This is a genomic window from Streptomyces sp. NPDC031210 (assembly GCF_055570395.1).
Map to the genome: position 1 here is coordinate 472,293 of NZ_JBVIHH010000003.1, position 17,574 is coordinate 489,866.

21 protein-coding genes are annotated in these 17,574 nt (G+C 71.1%); 12 read left to right on the forward strand and 9 right to left on the reverse strand.

Going from position 1 to position 17,574, the window contains the following annotated elements; all coding sequences use genetic code 11:
* The first annotated feature begins 396 nt into the window (after positions 1-396).
* Together ACZ45Z_RS09270 and ACZ45Z_RS09275 are read left to right on the forward strand one after the other, a co-directional pair.
* A complete protein-coding gene (locus ACZ45Z_RS09270) occupies positions 397-612 on the forward strand; it encodes a hypothetical protein (RefSeq protein ID WP_468358570.1) in 216 nt (71 codons plus the stop codon).
* Positions 613-1,056: 444 nt separating this feature from the next.
* Positions 1,057-1,371: a hypothetical protein gene (locus ACZ45Z_RS09275; protein ID WP_468358573.1), complete on the forward strand. Its 315-nt coding sequence runs from the start codon at positions 1,057-1,059 to the stop codon at positions 1,369-1,371.
* Positions 1,372-1,442: 71 nt separating this feature from the next.
* Here ACZ45Z_RS09275 and ACZ45Z_RS09280 read toward each other — a convergent pair whose 3' ends face one another.
* Positions 1,443-1,808 carry a PH domain-containing protein gene (locus tag ACZ45Z_RS09280; RefSeq protein WP_468358576.1) on the reverse strand — a complete coding sequence of 122 codons (366 nt, stop codon included), beginning with the start codon at positions 1,806-1,808 and terminating at the stop codon, positions 1,443-1,445.
* 276 nt (positions 1,809-2,084) lie between these two features.
* Here ACZ45Z_RS09280 and ACZ45Z_RS09285 point away from each other — a divergent pair, with 276 nt between their 5' ends.
* Positions 2,085-2,291 carry a cold-shock protein gene (locus ACZ45Z_RS09285; RefSeq protein ID WP_468358579.1) on the forward strand — a complete coding sequence of 69 codons (207 nt, stop codon included), beginning with the start codon at positions 2,085-2,087 and terminating at the stop codon, positions 2,289-2,291.
* A gap of 68 nt (positions 2,292-2,359) precedes the next feature.
* On the opposite strand, the gene ACZ45Z_RS09290 is transcribed toward ACZ45Z_RS09285, so the two are convergent.
* Together ACZ45Z_RS09290 and ACZ45Z_RS09295 are read right to left on the reverse strand one after the other, a co-directional pair.
* Complete coding sequence (locus tag ACZ45Z_RS09290; protein ID WP_468358582.1) at positions 2,360-3,397, reverse strand: 2-hydroxyacid dehydrogenase; 1,038 nt, start codon at positions 3,395-3,397, stop codon at positions 2,360-2,362.
* A gap of 135 nt (positions 3,398-3,532) precedes the next feature.
* Complete coding sequence (locus ACZ45Z_RS09295) at positions 3,533-4,702, reverse strand: alpha-hydroxy-acid oxidizing protein (RefSeq protein ID WP_468358759.1); 1,170 nt, start codon at positions 4,700-4,702, stop codon at positions 3,533-3,535.
* A gap of 122 nt (positions 4,703-4,824) precedes the next feature.
* Here ACZ45Z_RS09295 and ACZ45Z_RS09300 point away from each other — a divergent pair, with 122 nt between their 5' ends.
* The 3 genes from ACZ45Z_RS09300 to ACZ45Z_RS09310 all read left to right on the forward strand — a co-directional run bounded on the left by ACZ45Z_RS09300 (position 4,825) and on the right by ACZ45Z_RS09310 (position 8,527).
* Entirely contained in the window at positions 4,825-5,877 is a 1,053-nt protein-coding gene (locus ACZ45Z_RS09300; RefSeq protein WP_468358585.1) for an Lrp/AsnC family transcriptional regulator, read from the forward strand.
* Positions 5,878-6,042: 165 nt separating this feature from the next.
* Positions 6,043-7,752, forward strand: a complete 1,710-nt coding sequence (locus tag ACZ45Z_RS09305; RefSeq protein ID WP_468358588.1) for a hypothetical protein — start codon at positions 6,043-6,045, stop codon at positions 7,750-7,752.
* A gap of 70 nt (positions 7,753-7,822) precedes the next feature.
* The gene (locus ACZ45Z_RS09310) at positions 7,823-8,527 is read left to right on the forward strand and encodes a DUF3558 family protein (protein ID WP_468358591.1); all 705 of its coding nucleotides are present in this window, start codon (positions 7,823-7,825) and stop codon (positions 8,525-8,527) included.
* A 52-nt stretch (positions 8,528-8,579) separates the two neighbouring features.
* Here the strand turns inward: ACZ45Z_RS09310 and ACZ45Z_RS09315 are convergent, their stop codons facing one another.
* From ACZ45Z_RS09315 to ACZ45Z_RS09335, 5 genes are all read right to left on the reverse strand, one after another.
* Positions 8,580-9,554, reverse strand: coding sequence for an NAD(P)-dependent alcohol dehydrogenase (locus tag ACZ45Z_RS09315; protein WP_468358594.1), 975 nt, complete (start codon positions 9,552-9,554; stop codon positions 8,580-8,582).
* Positions 9,551-9,784: a helix-turn-helix transcriptional regulator gene (locus ACZ45Z_RS09320; RefSeq protein WP_468358597.1), complete on the reverse strand. Its 234-nt coding sequence runs from the start codon at positions 9,782-9,784 to the stop codon at positions 9,551-9,553. Before ACZ45Z_RS09320 ends, ACZ45Z_RS09315 begins: the two co-directional genes overlap by 4 nt.
* Complete coding sequence (locus ACZ45Z_RS09325; protein ID WP_468358600.1) at positions 9,778-10,206, reverse strand: hypothetical protein; 429 nt, start codon at positions 10,204-10,206, stop codon at positions 9,778-9,780. The genes ACZ45Z_RS09320 and ACZ45Z_RS09325 overlap by 7 nt, the downstream gene beginning before the upstream one ends.
* A 145-nt stretch (positions 10,207-10,351) precedes the next feature.
* Positions 10,352-10,732: a hypothetical protein gene (locus ACZ45Z_RS09330; RefSeq protein WP_468358603.1), complete on the reverse strand. Its 381-nt coding sequence runs from the start codon at positions 10,730-10,732 to the stop codon at positions 10,352-10,354.
* A gap of 330 nt (positions 10,733-11,062) precedes the next feature.
* The gene (locus ACZ45Z_RS09335) at positions 11,063-12,241 is read right to left on the reverse strand and encodes a PP2C family protein-serine/threonine phosphatase (RefSeq protein WP_468358606.1); all 1,179 of its coding nucleotides are present in this window, start codon (positions 12,239-12,241) and stop codon (positions 11,063-11,065) included.
* 91 nt (positions 12,242-12,332) lie between these two features.
* Here ACZ45Z_RS09335 and ACZ45Z_RS09340 point away from each other — a divergent pair, with 91 nt between their 5' ends.
* From ACZ45Z_RS09340 to ACZ45Z_RS09365, 6 genes are all read left to right on the forward strand, one after another.
* A complete protein-coding gene (locus ACZ45Z_RS09340) occupies positions 12,333-12,839 on the forward strand; it encodes a MarR family winged helix-turn-helix transcriptional regulator (protein ID WP_468358609.1) in 507 nt (168 codons plus the stop codon).
* A gap of 233 nt (positions 12,840-13,072) precedes the next feature.
* Positions 13,073-13,951 (forward strand): STAS domain-containing protein, encoded by an 879-nt coding sequence (locus tag ACZ45Z_RS09345; RefSeq protein WP_468358612.1) that lies wholly within the window; start codon positions 13,073-13,075, stop codon positions 13,949-13,951.
* Positions 13,948-14,346 (forward strand): STAS domain-containing protein, encoded by a 399-nt coding sequence (locus tag ACZ45Z_RS09350; protein ID WP_468358614.1) that lies wholly within the window; start codon positions 13,948-13,950, stop codon positions 14,344-14,346. Before ACZ45Z_RS09345 ends, ACZ45Z_RS09350 begins: the two co-directional genes overlap by 4 nt.
* Positions 14,347-14,372: 26 nt before the next feature.
* Complete coding sequence (locus ACZ45Z_RS09355; RefSeq protein ID WP_468358762.1) at positions 14,373-14,810, forward strand: ATP-binding protein; 438 nt, start codon at positions 14,373-14,375, stop codon at positions 14,808-14,810.
* Positions 14,807-15,820 (forward strand): SpoIIE family protein phosphatase, encoded by a 1,014-nt coding sequence (locus tag ACZ45Z_RS09360; protein WP_468358617.1) that lies wholly within the window; start codon positions 14,807-14,809, stop codon positions 15,818-15,820. Before ACZ45Z_RS09355 ends, ACZ45Z_RS09360 begins: the two co-directional genes overlap by 4 nt.
* Positions 15,817-17,142 carry a PP2C family protein-serine/threonine phosphatase gene (locus tag ACZ45Z_RS09365; RefSeq protein WP_468358620.1) on the forward strand — a complete coding sequence of 442 codons (1,326 nt, stop codon included), beginning with the start codon at positions 15,817-15,819 and terminating at the stop codon, positions 17,140-17,142. The genes ACZ45Z_RS09360 and ACZ45Z_RS09365 overlap by 4 nt, the downstream gene beginning before the upstream one ends.
* Here the strand turns inward: ACZ45Z_RS09365 and ACZ45Z_RS09370 are convergent.
* A complete protein-coding gene (locus tag ACZ45Z_RS09370; RefSeq protein ID WP_468358623.1) occupies positions 17,081-17,569 on the reverse strand; it encodes an ATP-binding protein in 489 nt (162 codons plus the stop codon). The genes ACZ45Z_RS09365 and ACZ45Z_RS09370 overlap by 62 nt on opposite strands.
* Positions 17,570-17,574 lie beyond the last annotated feature (5 nt).

A 17,574-nucleotide genomic window follows, 5' to 3' on the forward strand; every position in this document is an offset into this window, starting at 1 on the left:
CATTGGGAGTAGCGGCGCATTCCCCGGGCTGTTTTCTCTCGACTTGTCCGCCGACAAGCCGAGTTGATCAAGACATCTCACGCCATACCGCCCCTCAACCCCCTCCATTCCCCCCTCAACGCTTTTCCCGGAATCTGACCCAATAAATTCCACGCAAAGGCATTCGTCAACCGGGGAGAGAAGTAAACCGGACAGTAAAGTTGCTAGCCGCCCCGTCGGCGTGGTTGCATTCCGTGCATGCGGGAGCCGTAATCCTGCTCACTGGATTAACGGGCGTTCGAGCCGCTGCTCAGTCGGCTGCTCAGCCGACTGCATTTCGCTTTGGCGGGTCAGCCCGATCGGCCACCGCTTAAGAATGCAATAAAACCCGGAGAATTGCAGAAAGGTAGAATATCAATGCGCAAGAACGTCACCCCTGAGGTCGAGACCCGCGAGATTTCCGACAGCGCGCTGGACGGCGTTTCCGGCGGTCTCGCCAGCGGCGGCCTGGAGATCGCCGGCCACGGCGCCTCCGTGAACCTGGGCGGCGGCGTGGAGGCCACCGGCTCGTCCGTGGCCGGGCTGCCCTCGCAGCTCGCCGGCTTCGGCAGCCTGCAGACCACCGCTTACTGACGGCGACTCTTACGCCAGGCGTTATCGGCCTGGGGCTCACTCGCCCCCTCGATATACGTGAAGACCGGTAAGACCGGTCAGGACCCCGGAGCGGCCAGCTCCGGGGTCCTTCCGCGATGAGGAAGCAAGGGCCGCCGGGGGACGCCCGGCCGGCCAACTGGCCACCGCCCTGGGGCCCCACGTCCCGACGACGGACGCGCTGCCGGTCCCTCCAGCTCCGGCGGCCCCGCCGCACCGACATCGACGCCGACACCTTCGAGATTCGACGTTCTTGCGTACGGCCGACGCCGCCAATAATCTGCAAGGCTTTCCACTCCCGTGAGAGCGCCCCGAAGTGCCGGCCACGGCGCAGACAAAGGAAGGAGCGTGTCGCCATGAAATGGCGAACCCAGCCGCCCGCCCGGAAAGTCCGGGAGCCCGGGCGGCGGTTCCGGAAGGAACGAGATGTCCCGTACGGACAGGACCAAGCCCTTGTGGGTGCGCCACACGGAGCACAACCCCCGGCCGGTCCACGATCACCGCTACGGCGCCTGCGACCTGCCGCCGAATCCGACGCGGGAGGACACCGACACCCGCTGCCGGTGGGAACACCCCGGCATGCCGCTGTTCGGCCACACCTGCTGTTCGGGATGCGGTCGTCCCCACTGCACCAAGGACCGTCAGCAGGAGGACAGGATCAGCAACCGCAGGCAACGCCACGCCGGCCGACGCGACGCGCGCCGTTTCGCCGCTGGAGGGACTGGCGAGGACAGCGACTGACCCCGCCCAACTGACGGCCGGCCCCTACCTGGAGGGACGCGGAGCGCGCCCCCTTACCCGTCGGACACCCTCTAGTGCGCCACGAACTGCGTCAGGATGGCCTGCACCTCGTAGATGTCGACGCCCTTGGTGAAGGTCTTCTCGATCGGCAGGGAAGTGCCGGAGATCCAGATCTTGAGTTCCGCGTCGAGGTCGAAGGTGCCGGCCGTCTCCACCGCGAAGTGCGTGATGCTCCGATACGGAATGGAGTGGTATTCGACCTTCTTGCCGGTGATCCCCTGCTTGTCGACGAGGATGAGCCGGCGGTCGGTGAAGAGCATGGTGTCGCGGATCAGCAGGTACGCGGCGTGCACCCGCTCCCCCTGTCCCAGCAGGCGCGCGTAGTCCTGCTGGGCCGCCACCGGGTCTATGGTGTGCGCGTTTCCGAACAGTGCCATGGTCAGGCCCCCTTTTTCACGTTGCGTGATCTTCGCACTATAGGGGGTCGGACCGGGTGGGTTCCCGGCAGTTCCGTACGGACCACGGCGCGCTGCGTAGCGACTCCCTTACCGCCCGGGTACGGTCGGGCCATAGCTGTCGTGGTTCCGAAGACTGTTCGCCCGTGATCGCGATCATGGGCGTTCGCGCTGTTCAGATTCTTGATGGGCCCGGCGATCATCTCCGGGTGCCGCGCGGTGCGGTACCCGCTCCCCCTTTGATTTCAGGAGGCCCATATGGCTACCGGAACGGTGAAGTGGTTCAACAGTGAGAAGGGCTTCGGCTTCATCGCGCAGGATGGCGGCGGACCCGACGTCTTCGCTCACTACTCCAACATCGCCGCACAGGGCTTCCGGGAGCTCCAGGAAGGCCAGCGGGTGTCCTTCGATGTGACGCAGGGTCAGAAGGGCCCGCAGGCGGAGAACATCGTCCCGGAGCAGTGACCTTCCCGGCCAGGTCGCCCTGCCGCCCGTGCGGCGGCGGGGCGACCTGGCCGTTTTGCTGACCTCGTTTACGAGACGACGTCCCGCGGCGGCTTTCCGTCGAGGAAGTCCGCGGCGTTCTGGACGGCGGCCAGTGCGATGCGGACGAGCGTTTCGCGGGTGACGCCCGCGACGTGCGGCGAGAGAACGACGTTGGGCGCGCGGAGCAGGCGCAGGGACGCGGTGGGGGGCTCGGGGTCGAAGACGTCGATGCCCGCGCCGGCGAGTGCGCCCGACTCCAGGGCGTCCGCGAGGGCCTCTTGGTCGATGAGGGCGCCCCGGGCGGTGTTGATGACGAAGGCGGTGGGCTTGAGGAGAGCCAGGCGTTCGGCGTCGAGGAGGTGGCGGGTGCCGTCGGTGAGCGGGGCGTGGAGCGTGACGTAGTCGGACGTGCGCAGCAGATCATCGAGCTCCAGGTGGCGGGCGCCGCCCAGACGGGCTTCGGTGTCCGGTCCCGCGGGTCGTGGCCCGGCGTAGACGACGCTCATGTCGAAGGCGATCGCGCGGCGGGCGACTTCCAGGCCGATGTGGCCGAGCCCGATCACACCCAGCGTCTTGCCGGACAGTTCGGTGAGGGACTGCTGCAGGCGCGGCAGGGCCCAGTCGGCGTCGACGAGGGCGGTGTGGGCCGGGATGAGCTGTTTGGCGAGGGCGAGCATGAGGGCGAAGGTCTGTTCGGCGACGTTCTGCCGCTCCGCGCCGCTGGAGCCGATCGTGCTGACGAGGACGCCCCGTTCACGGGCCGCGGCCACGTCGACGTACTCGAATCCGTGGCTGGCGCACTGGACGAGCCGCACGTCGGGGGCGGCCGCGAGGTGGTCGGCGGTGACGGGTCCGAGGCCGGTGATGATGACGTGGGCCGCGCGCAGGGCGGCGGGATCCTCGTCGGCCGTCTCCACGACCGTGACCCGGGCCCGTTCGGGGAAGACGGCGGCGAGCGCGGCTCCGGCGGTGCGGCCGCCCACGTGGGGCGGGACAATGGCGAGGACGTTCGCGGCGGTGTCCGAGGTGGTGTGGGGGCCGGTGCCGGCGGTGGTGTTCGGGGTGGTGGAGGGCAAGCGGTTCATGCGGTTCCTTCGATGAGGTCGTCGGAGGCGGGCCGAGCGGGGCCGGGAGCCACCGGCCGGGCCGAGGGCGGGGCAGTCCCGTGGCGCGCGCCGAGGAGTCGGAACAGGCGCGCGTATACGGGAAGCGGGCTCGGATCAGGTGGTGACGCGCTGGAGCGCTTCGGGGGTGAGCCGGCTGAGAGCGGGGTATCCGTCGACGGCCATGATGAGGTCCGCCTCGGCGAGGAGTGAGCGGAGTACGTGGACGATGCCGTCGGTGCCGCCGAGGGCGAGACCGTAGGCGTAGGGGCGGCCGATGCCTACCGCGGTGGCGCCCAGCGCGATGGCCTTCAGGATGTCGGCTCCGCCGCGGATTCCGGAGTCGAACAGGACGGGCAGCCCGTCTGCGGCCTCGACGACCGCGGGCAGCGTGTCGAGCGCGGGCAGCCCGCCGTTGGCCTGCCGGCCGCCGTGGTTGGAGCAGTAGATGCCGTCCACGCCGCCGTCCTTGGCCCGGCGTACGTCCTCGGGGTGGCAGATGCCCTTGACGATCAGCGGCAGGTCGGTCAAGGACCGTAGCCAGGGCAGGTCCGCCCAGGTGAGCGGGTTGCCGAAGATCTGGGTCCAGCGCAGGACGGCGGCTCGCGGGTCTTCCTCCGGTGTGCGGGTGAGGCCGGCCCGGAAGACGGGGTCCGAGGTGTAGTTGGCCAGGCAGTGGCCGCGCAGTTGCGGGAAGTTGCCGGTCGAGAGGTCGCGCGGGCGCCAGCCGGTGACCCAGGCGTCCAGGGTGACCACGATGCCCTTGAATCCGGCTTCCTCGGCCCGCCGCACCAGGCTCGCCGCGAGTTCCCGGTCGGTCGGGGTGTAGAGCTGGAAGAAGCCCGGGGTATCGCCGAGTTCGGCGGCGACCTGTTCCATCGGGTCGGCGGACAGCGTGGAGGCGACCATCGGCACGCCGGTGCGCGCGGCGGCCCGCGCGGTGGCCACATCGCCGTGACCGTCCTGCGCGCACAGGCCGATGACGCCGATCGGCGCCGCGAGGACCGGCGAGGGCAGCGTCATCCCGAACAGCTCGACGGACATGTCCCGTTCGGCGGCGCCGACGCACATCCGGGGGACGATCCCCCAACGGTCGAAGGCGGCGACGTTGGCGCGCTGCGTCCGCTCGTCGCCGGCGCCACCGCACACGTACGACCACACGGAGGGGGGCAGCGCGGCCTCCGCTCGGGCCTCCAGCTCCGCGAAGGTCATCGGGAAGCGCGGTACGACACCGCCGAGCCCGTTGAGGTATATCTCGTCCTGATAGGAGCCGAACGGCTGACGCATCGGCACACCTCTTCCTTCCTCTTCACCGGGCGCCGCGGGGCACGGCGTACCCACCGACTAGGTTGCGATACCGGGCGGCACCGGCCGTCGGATTGCAGGAATCCCGCAGAAGAGAGACCCAGATGCAGGATCCGGTCAAGGAGCTGAGCGAGGACGATCTGGCGCTCATCCACGCCCTCCAGCTCCGCCCACGGGCGTCGTGGACGGAGCTCGGGCGCGCCCTCGGCGTGGACCCGGTGACCGTGGCCAGGCGCTGGGGCCGGCTTTCCGCGCGCGGTGCGGCGTGGGTGGGTCTCTCGCCCGGCCCTCGGCTGTTCGAGCAGGTCTGCACGGCGTTCCTGGAGATCGAGTGCGCGCTCGGCGACCCGGCGGCGGTGGCCCGCGCGCTGAGCCGTCACCCGCACATGCTCACCATCGAGCGCGCGGCCGGCGCCCACGACCTCCTCGCGACGGTGGCCACCCGCGACCTGCCCGCCATGTCCCGCTACACCCTCGACGTCCTGCCGGCGGTACCGGGCGTGAGCGCCGTCCGGGCCCGGATCGTGACGCACATGTTCACCGAGGGCGGGCGCTGGAGGATCGCCGCCCTCGCCCCCGGACAACGCGCCCGGCTCACCGCGGACACCGAACGCGCGCCGAGCGGGCGGGGCCCACGGGAGATCACCCCGTCCGACCGGGAGATCCTCGCCCACCTGGTGAGCGAGGGCAGAGCGTCCTTCCAGTCGCTGGCGGCGGCGTTGGACGTCAGCGCGTCCACGGTGAAGCGGCGCACGGACGAGCTCGTCCGGCTCGGCCTGCTCCGCTTCCGCTGCGACTTCGCGCGGCCGCTCGGCGGCTGGCCGGTGGCTGTCACCTTCTGGGCCAGGGTTCCGCCGCCCGATCTGCCCGACATCGGCCACGCCCTGATCCACCTGCCCGAGACCCGCAACTGTGCCGCGATCAGCGGTACGGAGAACCTCGTCCTCCAGGCGAGCCTGCACTCGGTCGCCGACGTCCTCCGCTTCGAAACGCACCTGGTCACCACCCACCCCAGCCTCGACATCGCCGAGCGGGTGGTCACCCTGCGGCACGAGAAGCTGCTCGGCCACATCCTTGATCCGCAGGGGCGGTCCGTCGACATCGTCGCTCCTGACATCTGGTCAGTTCCCGGCGCTGGTACCGGGGTTGCCCGTTGATCCGGGACCGGGCCACCGTTGCGGTGTGGAGCTGGAGGGTCGAGAGGAATGGCTGGGGCCGGTTTTCCCATTCCCTTCCGAGCCAGGGGGTCGGCGACCATACTGCGTCTATCGCAGCTCGCTCACATCCGTACATCGGGGAAAAGTTCGATCATCGGGGGATGTATGACCGTGCCAGGGCAGCTTGCCGCGTCGCCTCCCGGCGGCGCGCCACCTCACATCCGCAGCGAGGCCACCCGGCTGCTGTGCGCGGGTGTCTACTTCGACAGCGAGTTCCGCCGCCGCGTCATCGAGCAGTTGGTCGAGCACGAGGAGCGTCCGATCGCCCCGTCGCTCGGCATCGACGCGCTGCCGGTCCTCGCGCACGCGCTGCGCGCCCGCCGCCGGGAGGCGCAGACCGCGCTCGGGCTGCTGGCCGTCTGGGCGGCGTTCATCGGGTTCGAGCTGGCCGGGATCGACGCGCAGAGGGTGTTACCCATCCCCTGGTTCATGGCGTACGGGCTGGTCTGCCTCGTGCCCTGGGCGGTGCGCGGGGGCAGGGGCGCGGTCTTCACCCTCGGCCGCGCGGTGCTGAAGGAGGCCACGCGCGGCCGGCTGAAGGCGGTGCTGCCGGTCCTGCCGTTCGCCGTGGCGTTCGCGTACTGGGCGGCGGTGCTGTTCGTCCTGTTCAGCGGCGGCGACGCCTGGTCCGCCGTGGTGTTCCCGGCGCTGCTGGTGCTGCCCGTGTGGGCGTACCGCGCGCACGTCGTCTCCGTCATGCGCCAGAGGTTGAGCCGGGACGCCTTCGCCAAGGCGCCCCGTGAGACTCTGCCGGACAATGCCGCGTACCGGCGTATCGGCGCGGCGATCGACGGCGAACAGTACGCGAGCCTGGCGATCTACGATCCGTTCAGGCCGTTCGTCGGCGCCGGCGAGCCGTACAAACCGTGGTCGCTCGTCATGGAGTTGCAGCGCCTGACGCGGCCGGAACCGGGGAAGCGGCTCAACCCGCTGCCGCGACCGGAGGACGAGGCGAACGCCGGGCCGGAGGCGGGTGCGGAGGCGGGTGCGGAGACCGGTGCGCTCACCGGGCGCGAGGTCATCGACCTGATCAAGCCCCGCCTGGAGGCCCTGCGCATGTCGGCCGCGGCCACCAGCCGCGACCGCCTGCGTTCCCTCCAGGTCGACGAAATGGTCTACCTGCCGGTCGGACTGGCGCGCGGCCAGGTCAAGTACGAGCCCGCCATCGTCCGGCAACACCTCGACGGCGCCGTCGACGAGGGCGGCGAGGCACGCCGGCACTTCCTGCGCGTCCGGGTCGGCGCCTGGGACGAGCAGATCGGGGTGTCCCTCCTGGTCCGCGTCCACACTCAGGGCGGGATGCTGGTCCTGGAGGTCGTACCGCACGTCCTGATGCCCGTGCGCCCGGAGTTCAAGTCCGTGGACGTGATCGCGGCGAGCGGCGACGACGGCCTCCTGCGCGAGGCCGTGCGCGGCCTGCTCACCAGCCCCGGGGCGGGTTTCGCCGCCGGGGTCTCCCTGCTGCGCACGGTCGTCTCCGTCTTCCGTACCTGGCTGACGATCCCGCAGTACGCGCTGCCGGACGGGCCGGCCGCGTCGGTGCGGGAACTGGGGAGTGCGAAGGAGGTCTCCCTGCTCCAGGAGATGGACATCAGCCGGTACGTGCGGACGTTGCAGGACCGGATCGCGAGCGGCGTGAGGGAGGCGTTGCGCACGAAGGGCTACGAGACGGGCGACTTCGAGCAGTACATCGTCAACGTGAGCGGCGGCGGGGTGTTCATCGGGGAGATGAGCCGCAGCGCGGTCGCGGTGGGCGAGCGGGCTTCGGCGAAGCAGGCGGAGACGACGCTGGAAAAGGGGGGTGACCGGTCGTGACAACGACGGAACCCCGCTGGGCGACGGCCGTCGGGCGGCGGATCACCCAATTATCAGGCGTACGGGGGTAGTGGACGTGGAGCAGTGGGACGAGGACAGACAGGACTGGGCGGAACCCTCGCGACCGGACGGTCCGCCGGGGGGCCGGCGCAGACGCTGGCTGATCGTGGCGGTCGCCGTGGTCCTGTTAGCCGCCGGGGCGGGCACCGGTATCTGGCAGTTGGCGCACGACGACAGCGACGACGACGCGTATTACCCGGGCGCGTCGGACGGCGTCACGCCGTCCGGCACGCCGACCGGGCTGTATCCCACACCGACCGGGACCTATCCGACACCGACCGCGACGTATCCCACCTCGACCGGGTCGACTGATTCCGGGGCCGCGTCCGACCCGTGCGCGGCGCTGGACTCGTCCACGGCCGCGCAGTGGGGTCTGGGCACGGGACTGCCCCAGTATTCGAACAACGGCGGGGCACCGCTGCGGTTGTGCAGTTGGAGTCTGACCGGCTCTTCGACCGTCGCGTCCGCCACGATCCGGCTCATCTACGCGAGGGGCGACCTGCCCGTGTCGCCGCAGCCGACGCCGATATCGGTGACCGGCGTAGCGTCCGCGACGGCCAGCGGGAACGCCGCCGGCTGCGTGGTCCAGTGGCCCACGTCCTTCGGAAAGGCCCTCGTGCATGCCGTCCGGACCGGCACGGGGCCGTCGGAACCGGACATGTGCACCCTCGCCGCCAACTTCGCCGGTGCGGTGGCCCGGGGGGTGCCGGGGTGACTCGGTGGCCCGAGCGGCTCGGGAGGGCGTGATAGGCGGTCCGGACGGGCCCTCACACGCGGATCACGATCTTGCCGCGCGGGTGCCCCTCCTTCAGGTGGTGGAGGGCGTCGGGGACCTCGGCCAGCGGGTAGGTCCGGTCGATGACGGGAGTGACCGAGCCGGCCTCGATGAGCTCCGCGAGGAGTCGGAGGTCGCTGTGCCGCTGGTGCATGGCGGCGAGGCCGCGGAGCCGGTGGCCGACGAACGGGGAGAGGAGGACCGCCCGGAGTTGCCGGTCGCTGCCGCCGATCCACTTGCCGCCGCCCTCGCCGCCGACGATGACGAGCGTGCCGCGCGGGGTCAGGGCACGGCGGAGCCGGGAGAGGGGGCGGTTGCCGGCCAGGTCGAGGATGAGGTCGTAGCGGCGGGTTCCGTCGGTGGGGTCCTCGCGTGTGTGGTCGATGACCTCGTCCGCGCCGAGAGAGCGGACGAGGTCCGCCGCGGCGGTGCCGCAGACGCCGGTGACGTGGGCTCCGAAGGACTTGGCCAGTTGTACGGCAAAGGTGCCCACACCGCCCGCCGCGCCGATGACGAGGAGGCTCCGGCCGCCCCGCAGGCGTTCGCCGCCGCGCAGGGCCTGGAGGGCGGTGCACGCGGAAACCGGTACGGCGGCCGCCTGCTCGAAGGTGAGGTTGCCCGGCTTGTGTGCGAGGGAGTCCTGCCGGGCGCAGGCGTACTCGGCGTACGACCCGTCGCAGCCGCCGTACACCTCGTCGCCCGGCCGGAAGCGGGTGACGTCCGCGCCGACGGCTTCGACGCGGCCGGCCAGGTCCCGGCCCCGGACGCGGGTCCCGGGTGCCCGGAGGCCGAAGCCCATCGTGCGGATCAGGTACGGCCGGCCGGCCGTGAGGTGCCACACGCCCGGGTCGACGGCGGCCGCGTGGACCCGTATGAGCACCTCTCCGCTTCCCGGGACCGGCCGGTCGATCTCTTCGAGTCGCAGCACCGAGGGCGGGCCGTAGGTGTCGTGGACGATGGCCTTCATGAGGCGTCTCCGTCGTTTTCGGGGTACTGGAACACGTCGTCCAGCGGGACGCCGAACACACGGGCGATCTGGAAGGCCATCTCCAGGGAGGGCGAGTAGCGGCCCTGCTCGATGGCGATGACGGTCTGGCGGGTGACGCCGATGCGGCGGGCGAGTTCGGCCTGGGTCATCTCGCCGTGGGCGAAGCGCAGGGCGCGGATCGCGTTGGTGACCCGGGTCGGCCTCACCACGGGTGGAAGCCCAGCCGGTATGCGGCGATCTTCGCCGTGTTCCCCAGGACGGAGGACAGGACGAACGCCAGGTAGATGGCGTTGGCGATCCAGAACTGGTCGATACCGGCCATCGCCAGGGCGAGCCCGGACACGCCGCCGAGGACGACGAAGGAGTGCCCGATGTACTCGCCGAAGCGGTGGATCTCCCGGTCGCGCTGGTCCTTGGTCTTCGCGTCCCCGGGCGAGAAGGCCGCGACCGCGATGTGGAGCACGATGGACGCCACGATGGCGCCGCCGACCGTCCAGAGCAGGGCGGCGGCGTACGGCCCCTGATCGAGCGGCGTTCCGCCGGGCCGCCCGAGAACGACGGCCAGGTAGACCGCGTACGACGCGATCGCGACCAGGAGCATGATCCAGGCGCGTTTCTCTTCGACTGCCACTCGCGCTCCTCATGTAAAGAAAGCTTGACACTCCGGAGTGTCAAGCATGCTCGACATGGTGTCAAGGTTCCTTTACATGGGATGGCAGGCAACGCCACCGGGCCGGGCCGTCCCCATAGGGAAGGCCCGGCCCGGTGGGGGGTGTTCAGAGGCGGCGTATCCAGGCGGCGGCGCCGTGGCCGATCGCGAGGTAGATCACGGCGGGGAGCGCGTAGTTGAAGAGGACGCGGAGCGCCTCCGTCTCCATGGTGAAAATGTCCTGCGACCAGCCGGCGAGCCAGCCGGCCACGCCGTGCACGAAATCGACGAAGACGTTCGCCTGATTCGCGTCGAGCAGGTACAGCACGATCCACAGCCCGAGGAAACCCGCGGCTATATCCGCCAGCGTGTGAACGACCAGGGCGGTCCGGTCCGCGCCGGCACCCCGCCGACCGCCCGCCGGGCGCCTGTTGGAGTCGTAAGGAGCATGTGGGTCCGCATTGTGCGGAGGGAACGCATTGCCGTTGTATGGGTCGTTTTCCGCCATGCGGCCGGGGGTATAACTCATGGCCCGGAACTTTGCCCGCAGCGCTTCACCCAAACCCACTTCACACCCCTTTCGCTCCGACGTCCGCGATTCGTTACCTCACCTCGACACATCGGTTACCTTTCCATTCCACCCATCAGCGGAAATTTCCGTGTGCGGGGACTGACGGCGGAATGGCCCGAGTGGCTCGACAATTCTGCGAAGAGTCATGGCCCTGTCGCGGCCGCCCCCGGACCAGCTCGGTAAAAGCCCACCTGCGTTGACCGGAATTCGACGTCGCCAAACCGCCCTCCCAGGCCGGCGGTGGAGATACGGGGCGTGTCGGGACGGTCAGAGGGCGCGGCCGTGCCAGTCCAGGCAGATGAGCATGGCGTCGTCGTCCACGGGTGAGTGGCCGCGGTGGCCCGCCAGTGCCTGGAGTACCGCGCGGGGGACCTGGGAGGGCGGCAGGAGCCGGGTGTCGCGTACGGCGCGGGCCAGGGCTCGCTCCCGGTAGCGTTCGCCGGCGGGCGAGGCGACGTCGTAGACGCCGTCGCTGACGAACAGCAGCCGGTCGCCGGGGACGACGTGGAACCGCTGCACCGTGTAGAGGGTGTCCTCGAACATGCCGAGCGGCAGTTGGGCTTCCAGTTCGATCGGCTCCACCGCGCCTTCGCGCAGCCGCCAGATCTTGGGCGAGCCGGCGTCGATGATGTCCACCTGCCCGTCGGTCAGATGGAAGCGCAGCAGGAGCGTGGACAGGTGTGCCGCGCCGCGGTATTGGCCGTAGACGGCCTGGTCGGCCAGGCATGCCTGGTCCGCCAGTCCGAGACCGGCGCGGCGGGCGTTGCGCAGGGCGTTGACGGCCAGGTTGGTGAGCAGGGCCGCCTCGATGCCTTCGCCCATGCCGTTGGTGGCGGTGAGGGTGAGGTGGTCGGCCGACGCGGACCAGTCGAAGTTGTCGCCGTGGACGGCGTAGGCGGGCTCCAACTGTCCGCCGAGCGCGTACTCGGGCCTGGAACACGCGCGGCCCGGCAGGAGTTGCCACTGCATTTCGGCAGCCAGGGTCAGCCGGGCGGCGCGGCGCGCCTGGAGATAGAGGTCGGTGTCGCGTTCGGCGACGACGATCTCGTGGCCGAGGACCTCGGCGACGTCCGCCAACACGGCCAGGACCTGCGGGGTGAGCCGGTCGTCGGGGAGCGTGACGGAGAGGATTCCCAGACGGTCGCCGCGCACGGTGACGGGCAGGTGTGCGGTCACGGCCGGTGGGCAGTCGTGGGAGAGCTGGGGCTGCTGCGCGCCGAACGCCCTTCCCGGCGCGCTGGTGTGGACGGAGACCGGTTCGGCGGTGTAAGGAAGGATATCGACGGGCTGCAGTATGGTCATGGCGTAGTCGGCCATCAACAGGTTGACGGTGAGCGCCGCGAAGTGTTCGGTCAACGCCGTGCGGACGGCATCGAGGAGTTCGTGCGGGGCCGCGCCCCGCAGGGCGCGTTCCACTGCCGCGAAACTGTCCGCTCTGTCCGCCATTTTGGGACCGCTTTCTCGAAGGACGCATGCGGGAGTGCAGGCACCGGTCAGGCATCCGGGCCTGACAGGTTTTGGATGGGGAGGGCTGCCGGTGGACGTGAATCCCTTTGCCCTGCCCAGAGAATCTCACGGCGCCGCGTCTGCCGCGTGCGAGGTCATCGAGCTGCTGGAGGTGTTGTGGGAGCGTGGCAGGGATGCCGTTTCCCCCGCGCCGGTGTCGGCTTCGCAGTTGCGTGTGCTGTACGCGGTGGAGCGCGATGAGGGCATCAACCTCCGTACGCTGGGCGAGATACTCGGCGCGGCGCCGTCGTCGGTGAGCCGCCTGTGCGACCGTCTCCAGGCGCTGGGATTCCTCGACCGGGTCCCCAGCCCCGCCAGCCGCCGGGAGTTGCGACTTCATCTGACGGGGCCCGGTGCCTCGTATCTGCACGGTCTGCGCGCCCGTCGTGAGGAGGCCCTGCTGTCGGTCATCGCCGCGATGCCGCCGGCGGCGCGGCAGGCTCTCGCCGATGGGCTGACGAGCTTCCGCACTGCTGTGCGGGCCGACCCTCTCGCGTCCCGGCACGAGCCGCCCGGGACTGCCACGCGTTCGGCCTGAATTCTGGCGGTGTGGTGGTAACTCCCGGCGTTGACAGGGGTGCTGAGCCCGCGCGACGGAAACGGGGGCGGGGCTCCGCGGAGGGCGTCGCGGAGTTGGAAGCTTCCGGTCCTTGACGCGGCTCGCTAACATTTGTCGTGCGACAACAGAAGTCCGTGGCGCGGCAGGCCGCCCACCCGACGGCTCGTGACGCCGGGGCGCGGCCGGCCACCGACCAGGAAGGAACTGTGGGTTTGAGTTCGACCGAGGCCGCCGCACGTGAGGGCGTCACCAGCGTGCTGCGCGCACAAGCTGATGACATCGCGGACCGCTGGGTGCAGTTGCAGTCGGCGAGAGCGGCCTTGGGGGAGGGGATCGCCGAGAACGAACTGCGGGAGGAGGCCGACGGGCTGATCGCCGCTCTGCTCAACGGCCTCGACAGCGGCGTTCCGGTGGAACGCGTCGTCGGCGCCCACCGCGACCTGCACCGCGCGGTCTGCGACTTCTCGCTGCGACGGGCACGCGGCGGCGCGAGCCCGACGGACACCTCCCTCGCGATCCTGTCGCTCAAGGAGGCCGTGCTGGAGGCCGTGCAGCGCCGGACCCGCGACAGTGACGCGCTGTTCGGCTCGGCCGTGCTGATCAACCGGCTGCTGGACAGCGCGGGCGCGCTCTCCTTCGAGACGTACGTCGACGGGCGCGAGGAGATCATCCGCCGGCAGAGCCGCCAACTGCTGGAGCTGTCCACGCCCGTGGTGCGCCTGTGGCGCCAGGTGCTGGCCGTGCCTCTGATCGGCACGCTGGACACCGCCCGCACCCAGGTGGTGATGGAGAACCTGCTCCAGGCGATCCAGGACCACGAGGCGCTGGTCGCCATCATCGACATCACCGGCGTGGCCACCGTGGACACCGCGGTCGCCCAGCACCTGATGCAGACCGTCAACGCCGTACGGCTGATGGGCGCGGACTGTGTCATCAGCGGGATCCGGCCGCCGATCGCCCAGACCATCGCCCAGCTCGGCATCGATTTGTCGACCATCCTCACCCGGGCCACCCTCGCCGACGCCCTGGTGGCCGCCGTCGAGCTCACCGACGCCGTCCCCTCGCTCCCCCAGCAGCCGGTGGGCCGATGAGCGGCTCCTCCTCGGCCTGTGTGCCGATCCTGCGCCTCGGGGACGTCCTGGTGACCGGGCTGCTCAACGAGCTCGACGACAAGTCGGTGCTCGCCTTCAACGACGAGCTGACCGCGCGCATCGGCGCCGATCGCGCGCGCGGCGTACTGATCGACATCTCCCGGCTGGACATCATCGATTCCTTCGTCGCCCGCACCCTGATGGAACTCACCACGACGGCGCGTCTTTTAGGCGCCCGGGTCATCGTGGCCGGCATGCGGCCGCCCGTGGCCCTCACCCTGGTCGAGCTCGGGCTGGAACTCGTCGGCGTGGAAACGGCACTGAACGCGGAACACGGCCTGGCGGCACTGGGCTGGCACCAGAGCCCGCGGCCGCCCGAAGGGGGTCTCGCGTGACACGCACCGGTGAACTGGAAACCGCCCTGGCCCGCGGCGCCGAGAGCCGCCACCGGGCCGGCTTCGCCCTGAGCCTGCACGCGGTACGCACCGAGGAGGACCTGCTGACCGTCCGCCACGCCGTCCGCGCGGCCACCCTCCGGGCCGGATTCAGCATCGTCGACCAGACGCGGGTGGTGACCGCGGCCAGCGAACTGGCGCGCAACGCCTACATCCACGGCGGAGGCGGCACCCTCACCGTCGAGCACCTGGTCCGGTCGGGCGCCAAGGGACTGCGGCTGACCATCAAGGACGACGGGCCCGGCATCACCGATGTCGCGGCGGCGCTCACCGACGGCTTCACCACGGGCGCCGGGCTCGGGCACGGCCTGGGCGGCGCCCGACGGCTGATGGACGAGTTCGAGGTGCGTACGGCCCCGGGTGAGGGCACCACCGTCCTCGCCACCCGGTGGGCGAGCCGGTGACCTCCCCCCTGACCGCGCCGACCACCCACATCCGTATCGACCACTACAGCGCGGTGCACCTGGCCGCGCGGGCGGCGCGCTCACTCGCCCGGCGGTGCGGCCTGCCCGCGGCCCTGCCGGACCAGGCGGCGGTCATCGCCTCCGAACTGGCCGGCAACCTCGCCAAGCACGCCACCGACGGCGCCCTGTTCCTCCAGCGGCTGCCCCTCGGATCCGGTGTGGAGATCCTCGCCGCCGACCGCGGGCCGGGTATGCGCGACGTCCGGCGCTGCCTCGCCGACGGCTACACCACCACCGCCACCCTCGGTGCCGGCCTCGGCGCGGTCGACAGGACGGCCACGGAGTTCACCCTCCGCAGCGAGGTCGCCACCGGCACACTGGCCTGCGCGCGGCTCTGCCCGCCCCACTCCCCGCCGGGCCGCGGGCGGGGCGTCGGCGCGCTGTGCCTGCCGGCCGACCGGGAACGGACCAGCGGTGACGCCTGCGCCGTCCTCGACACCGGCGCCACCCGCACCGCGCTCGTCGTCGACGGCCTGGGCCACGGGGCGCCGGCCGCCGAAGCCGCCCAGAGCGCCTTGCGGACCTTCCACCGCGCTCCGGACGGTCCGCTCCCCCATCTCCTGCACACCGTTCACCGCGCCCTGCGCCGCACCCGCGGCGCAGCCGTCGGCCTGCTGCGGCTGCACCCCGACCGCGCCGACTACTGCGGCATCGGCAACGTCCGCGCGCTCGCCCTCACCCACCAGGGCGTCCACCACCGCCTCACCGGCCAGCCCGGCGTCGCGGGCCTGAACATCCCGGTGCCGCAGGTCCGCACCCTCCCCCTCGAACCGGGTTCCACCGCCGTCCTCCACACCGACGGCATCGACCACCGCTGGGCCTACGCGCCCACCCCCTTCCTGCTGCGCCTGCCGCCCGTCCTCCTCCCCGTCGCCCTCGCCCACAGCCACCGGCTCACCCGCGACGACGCGACCGTGCTCGCCCTCACCCCCCACAAGAGACTCCCGTGACGCCCCGTACCTTCCACACGCTGCCCACCCTGCGCCGCGCCGTGCGCCGACTCGGCGACGCCCACCGACTGCCCCTGGAAACCCGGGCCCGCCTCGTGCTGTCGGTGACCGCCCTGGCCGACCGGCAGTTCCGGGCCGGCCATCCCATCACCCTGGAAGCCGCCCAGGAACACGGAGCGGACCGGGGGGCCTCGCACCTCGCCGTCACCCTGCGCACACCCCGGCCACCGGCACCGCCGAACCCGGCCGAACTGCCGCTGCCCGCCCACACCGCGCCCGACGGCTCCACCGTCTGGCGCGTCCCCTTCACGGCACCGGCAGACCTCATCGCGGGGCGGCGGAACCCACCGCTACCCGCGCAGGCTCCCGGCCGCGCCTTGAGGGAGCCGCCACGGCGGGACGGGGACGACGGGCGTGAGCGTCCGCTCGTCGCGGCGTCGGGGAGCGAGAGTGACCACCTTGAGGACGAGCTGCGGGCCGCGCTCGCGCGCGTCGACACGCTCGCCGCGGAACACCGCCGCCTCAAGCACGAACTCGCCGAGACCAACAGCGGGGTGCTCGCCCTCTACGTCCAGCTCGAAGAACGCGACGAGCGGTTGCGCACGGCACACGGCCAGATCCTGCGCGAGCTCGAAGACGCCCTGCGCCCGCCGCCGATCGCCATCGACGGTCTGGAACTCGCCGTCCACTACGCCCCGGCGGGCACCGACGCGCCCACCGGCGGTGACCTCTACGACTGGTTCCTGCTGCCCGACGGGACCGCGCACATCACCGTCGTCGACGCGCTGGGCCACGGCGTACGCAGCACGCGCAGCGCGCTGAACGTCACGCATGCCGTCCGCACCCTCGCCCTCGAAGGCCACCCGCTGCGTTCCATCGTCGGGCGCACCCACGAGATCCTCGCGCCCTTCGACCCCGAGTTGATGGCCACGGTGCTCCTGGCCCGGCTCCATCCGGAAACCGGCTTGCTGGAACTGGCCAACGGCAGCCATCCGCCGGCGCTCGTACTGCGCGCGGACGGCACCCCCGAATATCTCGAAGTGCGCGGCCGGGGCGTCGGCTATCCGCTACCGGGCAGTGAAAAGGTACTGCGTTCGCGGCTGGCGGAGGGTGACGTGCTCATCCTCTACACCGACGGCCTGACGGAGAGCCGCAGAGATCCCCGCGAGGGAGAAGCCCGCCTCGTCAAGAGCGCCCAACGCCATATGCGTCGCCCCGTCGGCGAAATTCCCGGCGCCATCGCCGAGGACATGCACACCGTCATACTGCATTCGGACGACACTCTGGCGCTTGCCGTCCGTCTCGGCCGGACGGCCGGATAAGCGCCGGGGTGCGCCGGGCGACGAGTGCGCGCACGACCTTGCCCCCGTCTCGCACGGTGACGGACGTGGTGGTGGCGAGACGGCAGACCATGGGCCAGCCGAAACCGCCCTCGCCGCCGGCGTCCGGTGCCCGCTGCCGGGGCGGGACCGGGCTGGAATCGCCGACCGCGACGGCGACGGCGTCGGGCAGGGCCGTCAGGGTGAGCGAGCAGGACGGACCCCCCGCGTGCCGGACCGCGTTCGTCACGAGTTCCGAGACGACCAGCACCACCGCGTCGGCCGCGTCCCGGTCCGGGCGCGGAGTCATCCCCTCCAGGAATGCGCCGGCGATATCCCGCGCTTTCGCGGCCACTTCGGGGCGGCAATCCAAAACCACTTCGCAAACCGGTGGCCGGAGAAGCGTACGCGGAACCGTTGTGCTGATCACAGGGG

What these genes read in the sequence shown, in the direction of transcription:
- ACZ45Z_RS09350 (WP_468358614.1), top strand. Translation starts at nt 13,948, where the DNA reads ATGAGCGGCTCCTCCTCGGCCTGTGTGCCGATCCTGCGCCTCGGGGAC.
- ACZ45Z_RS09315 (WP_468358594.1), bottom strand. Translation starts at nt 9,554, where the DNA reads ATGAAGGCCATCGTCCACGACACCTACGGCCCGCCCTCGGTGCTGCGA.
- ACZ45Z_RS09285 (WP_468358579.1), top strand. Translation starts at nt 2,085, where the DNA reads ATGGCTACCGGAACGGTGAAGTGGTTCAACAGTGAGAAGGGCTTCGGC.
- ACZ45Z_RS09270 (WP_468358570.1), top strand. Translation starts at nt 397, where the DNA reads ATGCGCAAGAACGTCACCCCTGAGGTCGAGACCCGCGAGATTTCCGAC.
- ACZ45Z_RS09335 (WP_468358606.1), bottom strand. Translation starts at nt 12,241, where the DNA reads ATGGCGGACAGAGCGGACAGTTTCGCGGCAGTGGAACGCGCCCTGCGG.
- ACZ45Z_RS09275 (WP_468358573.1), top strand. Translation starts at nt 1,057, where the DNA reads ATGTCCCGTACGGACAGGACCAAGCCCTTGTGGGTGCGCCACACGGAG.
- ACZ45Z_RS09305 (WP_468358588.1), top strand. Translation starts at nt 6,043, where the DNA reads ATGACCGTGCCAGGGCAGCTTGCCGCGTCGCCTCCCGGCGGCGCGCCA.
- ACZ45Z_RS09295 (WP_468358759.1), bottom strand. Translation starts at nt 4,702, where the DNA reads ATGCGTCAGCCGTTCGGCTCCTATCAGGACGAGATATACCTCAACGGG.
- ACZ45Z_RS09300 (WP_468358585.1), top strand. Translation starts at nt 4,825, where the DNA reads ATGCAGGATCCGGTCAAGGAGCTGAGCGAGGACGATCTGGCGCTCATC.
- ACZ45Z_RS09280 (WP_468358576.1), bottom strand. Translation starts at nt 1,808, where the DNA reads ATGGCACTGTTCGGAAACGCGCACACCATAGACCCGGTGGCGGCCCAG.
- ACZ45Z_RS09330 (WP_468358603.1), bottom strand. Translation starts at nt 10,732, where the DNA reads ATGGCGGAAAACGACCCATACAACGGCAATGCGTTCCCTCCGCACAAT.
- ACZ45Z_RS09290 (WP_468358582.1), bottom strand. Translation starts at nt 3,397, where the DNA reads ATGAACCGCTTGCCCTCCACCACCCCGAACACCACCGCCGGCACCGGC.